This window comes from Elioraea sp. Yellowstone (assembly GCF_006704265.1).
Taxonomy (GTDB): domain Bacteria; phylum Pseudomonadota; class Alphaproteobacteria; order Acetobacterales; family Acetobacteraceae; genus Elioraea.
Window position 1 is genome coordinate 1 of sequence record NZ_VIKA01000130.1, and the last position, 9,012, is coordinate 9,012.

Consider the following 9,012-nt stretch of genomic DNA (forward strand, 5'->3'; position numbering starts at 1 on the left):
GGCGCGGGGCGCGCGAGGCGCTGCGCCGCGACGCCGAGGCGGCCTTCGCGGCCGATCCGTTGCGCCCGCGTGTGCTCGGCTTCTCGCGCGCGGGGCTGCTCGAGGTGGTGCGCCCGCGCATCCGCCCGCCGCTTGCCGAGCTGATCGGCACGCCGCTCTGCACGATCGTCCCTTCGGCGGCGACGGCCGCGCTCGCGGGACTGCGCGCGCTCTGGCGCGAGGCCACCGCCCGGCCGGCGGCCGCGCTTCGCCTGCGCGCCGCGCCGGCGGTGGTCGAGGCGGCGCAGGACGAGACGGAGGCCCTCGCCTTCCTCGCCGCGCGGCTCGGTCGGCCTGCCGTCCTGGTCGCGGACCCGGGCCTGGCGGGGCTCTCCTGGAGCGTGGAGGAGGTACCCCGTGGCTGAGCCGGCTGGCGCGCGCTGTCCGATCTGCGGCAAGCGGGCGGAGCCTCGTTTCCGCCCGTTCTGCTCGCGCCGCTGCGCGGATGTGGACCTCCATCGCTGGCTGAGCGGCGCCTACCGCGTGCCGACCGAGGAGGCGCCCGACCCGGGGGATGCGGAGTGGACAGAGCCCCCCGATCCGGCTACACGTCCGCCCTCGCGCCGTGGGCCCAGGTAGCTCAGTTGGTAGAGCACGTGACTGAAAATCACGGTGTCGCTGGTTCGATTCCGGCCCTGGGCACCATGCGCGCCCCCTCCCGCCCCTAGCCTCGGTCGGCAGGCGCAGCGGTTGCTGCGTCGCATCGTCACGCTGCCTTCACCCAAGCGTGAGCCACCTGTGCTAGGTTCGGCGCCATGAGTCTGGGGGCAAGGTCGAGGGGAGCGCTCCGCCTCGAGGACGTGACGCGCCGTTTCGGCACGATCGCGGCGCTGTCCGGCGTGTCGCTCGCCGCCGAGGGTGCGCGTTTCGTCGTGCTGCTCGGCCCTTCGGGCTGCGGCAAATCGACCCTGCTGCGCATCGTTGCGGGCTTGGACACGCAGCACTCCGGCCGCGTGCTGCTCGGCGGCCGCGACGTGACGGGACTGCCGCCGAAGGAACGCGGCGTGGCGATGGTGTTCCAGAACTACGCGCTGTTTCCGCATCTCTCGGTCGCCGAGAACATCGTCTTCGGCCTGCGCGCCCGCGGCGCGCCACGCGCGGAACGCGAGGCGCGGCTCGCGCGCGCCGCCGGCATGCTCGGCCTCGCGCAGCTCCTGCACCGCCGTCCCAACCAGCTTTCGGGCGGGCAGCAGCAGCGTGTCGCCCTCGCCCGCGCGGTCGTCGCCGAGGCGCCGATCTGCCTGATGGACGAACCCCTCTCCAATCTCGACGCCAAGCTGCGCGCCGAGATGCGCCGCGAGATCCGCGGCCTGCAGCAGCGCCTCGGCATCACCATGGTCTATGTCACGCACGACCAGGCCGAGGCGATGAGCATGGCGGATCAGGTCGTGCTGATGAACGAGGGGCGGATCGAGCAGGACGCAACGCCCGCTGAGCTCTATGCCCGCCCCGCCTCGCTGTTCGCGGCGTCGTTCATCGGCACGCCGCCGATGTCGCTGCTGCGCCTCGAGCCCGGCGCCGGGGGTGCGGTGATCGCCGGCACGGCCGGCCCCGCCGTCGCCCCGGCCGAGGCGGCCGGGGCGATCCTCGGCGTGCGGCCCGAGGAGATCGCGCCGACCGACGGGCCCGGCCTCGCCGCTGCGGTGGCCTCCGCCGAGTTCCTCGGCGCCGAGACGGTGCTGACCTGCACCGTGGGCGCGGCCGGCGAGACGATCCAGGCGCGCGTGCCGGGCCACCACGCGCTCACCGCCGGCAGCCCGCTCAGGCTGCGCCTGCCGCCGCCCGTCCATCTGTTCGATGCGGCGACAGGACGTCGCCTTCCTGAAACGAACCGCCGGCGCGTGCCGGCGGAAGCCCTGCACGACAACGGAGATGCCGGATGAGACTGAGCCGACGCACCGCCCTGAAGGGCCTCGCCGCCGCCCCTGCCCTCGCCTCCCCCGCCGTGCTGGCGCAGGCGCCGGTGGAGATCGTGTTCAACTACCCGATCGCCGTGGGCGGGCCGATCACGCGGATCATCGACGGCTACTGCGCCGAGTTCGAGCGCGCCAACCCGGGCTTCCGCGTCCGCCCGATCTACGCCGGCACCTACCAGGACACGCTGACCAAGACCCTGACCGCCGCACGCGCCGGCGAAGCGCCCGAGACCGCCTGCCTGCTCTCGGTGGACATCTTCACCCTGATCGACGAGGACGCGATCCTGCCCTGGGACGATCTGCCCGGCGTCGATCGCGCCTGGCTCGACGGGTTCTACCCCGCCTTCCTCGAGAACAGCCGCACGGGCGGCAAGACCTGGGGCATCCCGTTCCAGCGCTCGACCAAGGTGCTCTACTGGAACAAGGAGATGTTCCGCGAGGCCGGGCTCGATCCCGATGTCGCGCCGGCGACCTGGGAGGAACAGGTCGAGTTCGCGCGCCGGCTGACCAGGCGCGAGGGCGAGCAGGTGACGCGGTGGGGCATCCAGATCCCCTCCTCTGGCTTCCCCTACTGGCTGTTCCAGGGGCTGACGACGCAGAACGACGTGCGGCTGATGAACGCGGAAGGCAACCGCACCTTCTTCGACGACCCGAAGGTCGTGGAGGCGCTGCAGTACTGGATGGATCTCTCGATGAAGCATCGTGTCCATCCGCCCGGCATCGTCGAATGGGGCACCACGCCGCGCGACTTCTTCGAGCGCAAGGTGGCGATGATGTGGACCACCACCGGCAACCTGACGAATGTGCGCCGCAACGCGCCGTTCCCGTTCGGTGTCGCCATGCTGCCCGCCGGGCGGCGGCGCGGCAGCGCCACGGGCGGCGGCAACATCTACGTCTTCAAGAAGGCGAATGCTGCGCAGCGCGAGGCCGCGGTGCGCTTCGCGAAGTTCCTGACCGCGCCTGAGCTTGCCGCGCAATGGGGCATCGACACCGGCTATGTCGCGGTCACGCCGGCCGCGTGGGAGACGCCGGCGATGAAGGCCTACGTCGCCGACTTCCCCGCCGCCGCGGTGGCGCGCGACCAGTTGCCCCATGCGGTCGCCGAGCTCTCGACCCACGAGAACCAGCGCGTCACCAAGGCGCTGAACGACAACCTCCAGGCGGCGCTCACCGGCCGCAAGCAGGCCGGCCCCGCCATGGCGGATGCCCAGGCCGAGGCGGAGCGGATCCTCCGCCGCTATCGCTAGACCAAGCATACCAGGGAGGCAGACCGATGACCCTCACCCGTCGCACGGCGCTCGCGGCCGCAGCCGCCACGTTCGCTTCACCCGCGGTGCTGCGCGCGCAGGCGGTGCGCGAGCTCACCTTCTACTACCCGATCGCGATCGGCGGCCCGGTGCCGCGGATCATCGACGGCTACTGCGAGGCGTTCCAGCGCCAGACCGGCATCACCGTGAAGCCGGTCTATTCCGGCTTCTACGGCGAGACGCTCACCAAGGCCGTCACCGCGATCCGCGGGGGCGCGGGGCCGCATTTCTCGGTGCTGCTGGCCGCCGAGCTGCACTCGCTGCGCGACATGGACATCCTGGTGCCGATCGAGGAGATCGATGCTTCGGCCGAAACGAAGGCATGGCTCTCCGGCTTCTTCCCCGCCTTCATGGCGAACAGCCTGGCGGACGGCAAGACCTGGTCGGTGCCGTTCCAGCGCTCGACCTCGATCTACTTCTACAACAAGGCGATGTTCCGCGAGGCGGGGCTCGATCCCGAGGCGCCGCCGCGCACCTGGGCCGAGCTGGTCGAGGCCGGCAGGAGGCTCACCCGGCGCGAGGGCACGAACACGCGCTGGGGCGTGCAGCTCGCCACCAACCACGGCACGGCGCAGTGGACCTTCGGCGCGCTCTGCAACCAGGTCGACCACAGGCTGATGAACGAGGCCGGCACGGAGGTGTACTTCAACCATCCGCGCGCGATCGAGGCCGCGACGTTCTGGCGCGACCTCGCCTTCGCGCACCAGATCACGCCGCAGGGCGTCACCGAGTGGGCGACGCTCGCGCCGAACTTCCTGCAAGGCACGGCGGCGATGATCTGGTCCACCACCGGCAACCTGACCAACATCCGCGCCAACGCCGGCTTCGAATTCGGTGTCGCCGGGCTTCCGGGCAAGCAGGCGCCGCGCACCGTGGTGGGAGGCGGCAACCTCTACCTCTTCAAGCACGCCAATCCGGCCGAGCGCGAGGCCTCCCTGCGCTTCGCCCGCTTCCTCACCTCGCCCGAGCTGGCCGCCGACTGGTGCATCAGGACCGGCTATCTCGCCGTGCGGCCCGATGCGTGGGAGACGGACGCGCTGAAGCGCTACACCGCCGAGTTCCCGGCCGCGCTGGTGGCGAAGGAGCAGCTGCCGGTCGCGACCGGCGAGCTCTCCACCTACGAGAACCAGCGCGTCTACAAGGCGCTGAACGACAATCTCCAGGCGCTGCTGACGGGTGCCAAGTCGCCGCAGCAGGCGATGGCGGACGCACAGGCCGAAGCCGATCGCGTGCTGCGCCCGTTCCGCCGCGGCTGAGGGCCCCGGGGCGCGGCGCCAGCCGCGCCCCGCATCCACGCACGGGACGATGCCGCGACGCACGACCATCCATGCCTGGCTGATGCTGACGCCGGCGCTGGTGCTGCTGTTCGGCTTCACGCACTACCCGGCGGTGGCAACGCTCTGGCACTCGCTGTTCACCACGCCCCGCGGCGGCCGTCCGGCCCGGTTCGTCGGCATCGAGAACTATGCGTACCTGTTCGAGGATCCGGTCTTCATCCAGGCGCTCTGGAACAATGCCATCTACGCGTTCGCGACCATCCCGCTCTCGATCGCGATTGCGCTCGCCATGGCGCTCTGGGTGAACGGGCGCATCGCCGGACGCACCGCGCTGCGCATGGCCTACTTCACGCCGACCGTGCTGCCGATGATCGCGGTCGCCAATCTCTGGCTGTTCTTCTACACGCCGGATTATGGCCTGCTCGACCAGGCGACGGCGCTGCTGTTCGGCTGGGGCCCGACCAACTGGATCGGCTCGCGCGAGACCGCGCTCGGCGCGATGATCGCGGTCGCGGTGTGGAAGGAGGCCGGCTTCTTCATGATCTTCTACCTCGCCGCGCTGCAGGCGATCCCGCCCTCGCTCTACGAGGCGGCGGCGATCGAGGGCGCCTCGCGCGCGCGGGTGTTCTGGCGCGTCACCCTGCCGCTGCTCGGCCCCACCACGCTGTTCATCCTGGTCAACGCGGTGATCAACGCCTTCCGGCTGGTGGACCACATCATCGTCATGACGCGCGGCGGGCCGGACAACGCCACCGCCCTGCTGCTGACCTACATCTACGAGCTCGGCTTCCGCTTCTGGGACACCGCCTCCGCCTCGGCGCTGACGATGATCCTGCTCGCGCTCCTCGCCGCGACGGCCGCCTTCCAGTTCCTCGTGCTCGAACGCCGGACGCACTACCGATGAGGGCCACGGCCATCGCTTCCGCCGGGACGCCGCAGCTCGCCGCCCCGCGCCTCGACGTCTGGCGGTGGATCGAGACCGCCGCCGCCTGGCTGTTCGGCCTGGTCTGGATCGCCCCCCTGCTCTACGCCGTCTGGGCGGCGATCCACCCCACCGGCTACGCCACCAGCTTCGCGCTGTTCGCACCGCTGACGCTGGAGAACTTCGTCACCGCGTGGAATGCCGCCCCCTTCGCGCGCTACTTCCTCAACACCTTCGTCCTGGTGACCATGATCCTCGCCGCGCAGTTCGTGCTCTGCACGCTGGCGGCGTTCGTGTTCGCGCGCGCCGGGTTTCGCGGCGCCAACGTGCTGTTCGCGCTGGTGCTTGTGCAGCTCATGATCACGCCGGACGTGCTGCTGGTGGAGAACTACCGCAGCATGAGCACGCTCGGGCTGGTGGACACGATCGTCGCGATCGGCCTGCCCTACATGGCCTCGGCCTTCGGCATCTTCCTGCTGCGCCAGACCTTCAAGCAGGTGCCGCTCGAGCTCGAGGAGGCCGCGCGGGTTGAGGGCTGCGGCACGATGGCGATCCTGCTGCGCGTCTACGTGCCGCTCGCCAGGCCCACCTATCTCGCCTACGGCCTCGTCTCGGTCTCGTTCCACTGGAACAACTTCCTCTGGCCGCTCGTGATCACGAATTCGGTGGAGACGCGGCCGCTCACGGTCGGGCTCGCGGTGTTCGCCACCCTCGACCAGGGCATCGACTGGGCGATCATCAGCGCGGCGACGTTGATGACCTCGGCGCCGCTTCTGGTCGGCTTCCTGCTGTTCCAGCGGCAGTTCGTGCAGTCCTTCATGCGCGCGGGAATCAAGTAGCGGCCACGGGCTTCCCCGCCCCGGCGGCCGGCTCTACAACCGCGAAGCGGGACACGGGCACGGAGGAACGCGCATGATTCTGGCGGGCAAGGTCGCGATCGTCACCGGGGCTGGACGCGGGATCGGCCGCGCGATCGCGCTCGCGATGGCGAGGGCGGGGGCCGCGGTCGTGGTGAACGACGTGGGCGCCTCGGTCGCGGGAACCGGCAGCGACGAGGGTCCGGCGGCCGAGACCGTCCGCGCGATCGTGGAGGCGGGCGGGCGTGCCGTTGCGAACACCGACAGCGTGGCCGACTGGGAGAGCGCACAGCGCATCGTCGCGCGGGCGGTCGAGACGTTCGGCCGGCTCGACATCGTGGTGAACAATGCGGGCATCCTGCGCGATGCGATCTTCCACAAGATGTCGGTCGAGGACTGGCTCGCCGTGATCGGCGTGCACCTGAACGGCAGCTTCTTCGTCAGCCGCGCCGCCGCCCCGATCTTCCGCGAACAGGGCGCGGGCGCCTACGTGCACATGACCTCGACCTCGGGGCTGATCGGCAATGTCGGCCAGGCGAACTACGCCGCCGCCAAGCTCGGCATCGCCGCGCTTTCCAAGTCGATCGCGCTTGACATGGAACGGTTCGGCGTGCGGTCGAACTGCATCTCGCCCTTCGCCTGGAGCCGCATGATCGGCTCGATCCCGACCGACACGCCCGAACAGCAGGCGCGCGTGGCGAAGCTGCAGAGGATGACGCCCGACACGATCGCCCCGCTCGCGGTCTATCTGGCCTCGGACGCGGCGAAGGGCGTCACGGGCCAGATCTTCGGCATGCGCCAGAACGAGCTGATCCTGTTCAGCCAGAACCGCCCGCTGCGCACGGTGCACCGTGACGGCGGCTGGACGCCGGAGGCGATCGCCGAGCACGCGATCCCGGCGCTGCGCGCCCAGTTCTATCCGCTCGAGCGCAGCGGCGACGTGTTCTCGTGGGATCCGGTGTGACGGCGCCCGCGCGGGTCGCGGCCTGCCGACACGCCGCTACTCCGCCGCCGCCCGCCTCTCCGCCTCGCGCAGATACCCGTCGCGCGTCTGCGGCAGCCTCATCCCCAGCACCCGGGCCGCGACGAGGTTGCGCAGGATCTGGGCCGTGCCGCCGGCGATCGTGAACATGCGCGCGTCGCGCACATGCCGCTCCATCGGGTTGTCGCGCCCGTAGCCGGCGCTGCCCCAGAGCTGCAGCGCGTCGTTCGTCACCCTCACCGCGGTCTCGGCAGCGAGGATCTTCGCCTGCGCGGCCAGATGCGGATCGGGGAAGCCGTTCGGCCCGACGCTGCGCGCCGCGCGCCACAGCATCAGCCGGGCCGCCTCCACCGCCACCGTCATGTCGGCGATCATCCATTGCAGGCCTTGGAACTCGGCGATCGGCCGGCCGAACTGTTCGCGCCGCTTCGCGAACGCCACCGCCTCCTCCAGCGCACCGGCGGCGATGCCGAGTGCCACCGTGCCCGCACCCACGCGCTGGGCGTTGTAGGCGTCCATCAGCGCGCCGAAGCCGCGGCGGAACCCGCCGGGGGACGGCAGCACCATCTCCGCCGGCACCTCGAGATCGCGGAACTCCACCACCGTCTCGGGGATCCCGCGCACGCCCATCGCATACTGGCGTTCGCCGATCACCAGTCCGGGCGGGCTGCCCTCGCCCTCGCGCACGACGATGAACCCGCCGATCCCCTGGTCCACGCCGTTCTCGATCGCGCGCGCGAAGATGAGGTGCAGGCGCGAGACGCCGCCGCCGGTGATCCAGTGCTTGCGCCCGTTGATCACCCAGCGGTCGCCGCGCCGTTCGGCGCGCGTGGTCATCGCGGTCGCGGCCGAGCCGGCCTCGGGCTCGGTGATGCAGATCGCCGGCTTGTCGCCGTGCGCCAGCACCTGTTCAGTGGCGAGGCGCTTCTGCGCCTCGGTGCCGTAGGCCATGATCGCGCCGATCGCGCCCATGTTCGCCTCGACGCAGATGCGCCCCGCCACCGCGCAGCGCCGCGCCATCGCCTCGATCACCAGCACCGCGTCGAGATAGGAGGCGCCCTGCCCGCCATAGGCGCGCGGGATCGTCATGCCGAGGAAGCCGGCCGCCTTCAGGTCGGCGACGTGGTCCCACGGATAGGCCTCGCTGCGGTCGATCTCGGCCGCGCGCGGGGCGATGCGCTCCTCAGCCAGGCGCGCGGCCCGCTCGAACAGCGCGCGCTCGGCCTGGGTCAGTCCGTCCATGGCGTCCTCCAGGTATCGGCGCCCTTCTAGCCCCGCCCCGCCTCGGCGGCGAGACGGCCCTCGATCGCCGCGACCGTCGCGGCGCCGAGCCCGGTGCGGCGGGCGAGCGCATCGAGCCAGGCGCGCTCGCCGGGAGACGGCTCGCCGACCGCGAGCACGCAGGCGGCGTAGACCTGGGCGGCCAGTACCGGATCGCCGATCTCGGCCGCGAGCGCCTCGAGCGGGGCGGGATTCGCGAACTCGGCGAGCACCAGCTCGCGCGCCTCCGCCTCGAGCCCCGCCCGGTCGAGCTGGCCTGCGATCGCGGCCCGCTCCTCGGCGTCCAGCGCGCCGTCGGCGCGTGCGGCCGCGATCATGGCGCGCACGATCAGCAGCGCCTCGCGATCCTCGGCACCCACCGGCCGGGACGGCGCCGCGGGCGGCGGAGCCGGCGGGGGTGGGCTGCCCCAGGGCGAGGCACGGCCGGCGCC

At 71.6% G+C, this 9,012-nt stretch carries 9 protein-coding genes, 1 tRNA gene and 1 pseudogene; 9 read left to right on the forward strand and 2 right to left on the reverse strand.

Annotation, left to right across the window (positions count from 1 at the left end; all coding sequences use genetic code 11):
* From FK498_RS19375 to FK498_RS14985, 9 genes and pseudogenes are all read left to right on the forward strand, one after another.
* Window positions 1-404: pseudogene (locus FK498_RS19375) on the forward strand (hypothetical protein); the annotation flags it as partial.
* Window positions 397-618, forward strand: a complete 222-nt coding sequence (locus tag FK498_RS14950) for a DNA gyrase inhibitor YacG (protein ID WP_141855896.1) — start codon at window positions 397-399, stop codon at window positions 616-618. The pseudogene FK498_RS19375 and the gene FK498_RS14950, both read left to right, overlap by 8 nt.
* A tRNA-Phe gene (locus FK498_RS14955) sits at window positions 609-684 on the forward strand. The genes FK498_RS14950 and FK498_RS14955 overlap by 10 nt, the downstream gene beginning before the upstream one ends.
* Window positions 685-839: 155 nt before the next feature.
* Window positions 840-1,922 (forward strand): ABC transporter ATP-binding protein, encoded by a 1,083-nt coding sequence (locus FK498_RS14960; RefSeq protein WP_370510908.1) that lies wholly within the window; start codon window positions 840-842, stop codon window positions 1,920-1,922.
* The gene (locus FK498_RS14965; protein WP_141855901.1) at window positions 1,919-3,202 is read left to right on the forward strand and encodes an ABC transporter substrate-binding protein; all 1,284 of its coding nucleotides are present in this window, start codon (window positions 1,919-1,921) and stop codon (window positions 3,200-3,202) included. The genes FK498_RS14960 and FK498_RS14965 overlap by 4 nt, the downstream gene beginning before the upstream one ends.
* Window positions 3,203-3,228: 26 nt before the next feature.
* Window positions 3,229-4,518, forward strand: a complete 1,290-nt coding sequence (locus FK498_RS14970; protein ID WP_141855903.1) for an ABC transporter substrate-binding protein — start codon at window positions 3,229-3,231, stop codon at window positions 4,516-4,518.
* A 49-nt stretch (window positions 4,519-4,567) separates the two neighbouring features.
* Complete coding sequence (locus FK498_RS14975) at window positions 4,568-5,443, forward strand: carbohydrate ABC transporter permease (RefSeq protein ID WP_141855905.1); 876 nt, start codon at window positions 4,568-4,570, stop codon at window positions 5,441-5,443.
* Window positions 5,440-6,300: a carbohydrate ABC transporter permease gene (locus FK498_RS14980; RefSeq protein ID WP_141855907.1), complete on the forward strand. Its 861-nt coding sequence runs from the start codon at window positions 5,440-5,442 to the stop codon at window positions 6,298-6,300. Before FK498_RS14975 ends, FK498_RS14980 begins: the two co-directional genes overlap by 4 nt.
* Window positions 6,301-6,373: 73 nt before the next feature.
* Window positions 6,374-7,282 (forward strand): SDR family oxidoreductase, encoded by a 909-nt coding sequence (locus FK498_RS14985; RefSeq protein ID WP_141855909.1) that lies wholly within the window; start codon window positions 6,374-6,376, stop codon window positions 7,280-7,282.
* Window positions 7,283-7,318: 36 nt separating this feature from the next.
* Here the strand turns inward: FK498_RS14985 and acdA are convergent, their stop codons facing one another.
* Entirely contained in the window at window positions 7,319-8,542 is a 1,224-nt protein-coding gene (gene acdA / locus FK498_RS14990; RefSeq protein ID WP_141855911.1) for a 3-sulfinopropanoyl-CoA desulfinase, read from the reverse strand.
* Between the two features lie 26 nt (window positions 8,543-8,568).
* A partial coding sequence (locus tag FK498_RS14995) for a DUF533 domain-containing protein (RefSeq protein ID WP_141855914.1) occupies window positions 8,569-9,012 on the reverse strand: 444 nt, incomplete at its 5' end.

Bases quoted from the DNA above. Each gene is read 5' to 3' on its own strand.
- FK498_RS14965 (WP_141855901.1), top strand. From the start codon at position 1,919: ATGAGACTGAGCCGACGCACCGCCCTGAAGGGCCTCGCCGCCGCCCCT.
- FK498_RS14970 (WP_141855903.1), top strand. From the start codon at position 3,229: ATGACCCTCACCCGTCGCACGGCGCTCGCGGCCGCAGCCGCCACGTTC.
- FK498_RS14975 (WP_141855905.1), top strand. From the start codon at position 4,568: ATGCCGCGACGCACGACCATCCATGCCTGGCTGATGCTGACGCCGGCG.
- FK498_RS14980 (WP_141855907.1), top strand. From the start codon at position 5,440: ATGAGGGCCACGGCCATCGCTTCCGCCGGGACGCCGCAGCTCGCCGCC.
- FK498_RS14985 (WP_141855909.1), top strand. From the start codon at position 6,374: ATGATTCTGGCGGGCAAGGTCGCGATCGTCACCGGGGCTGGACGCGGG.
- acdA (WP_141855911.1), bottom strand. From the start codon at position 8,542: ATGGACGGACTGACCCAGGCCGAGCGCGCGCTGTTCGAGCGGGCCGCG.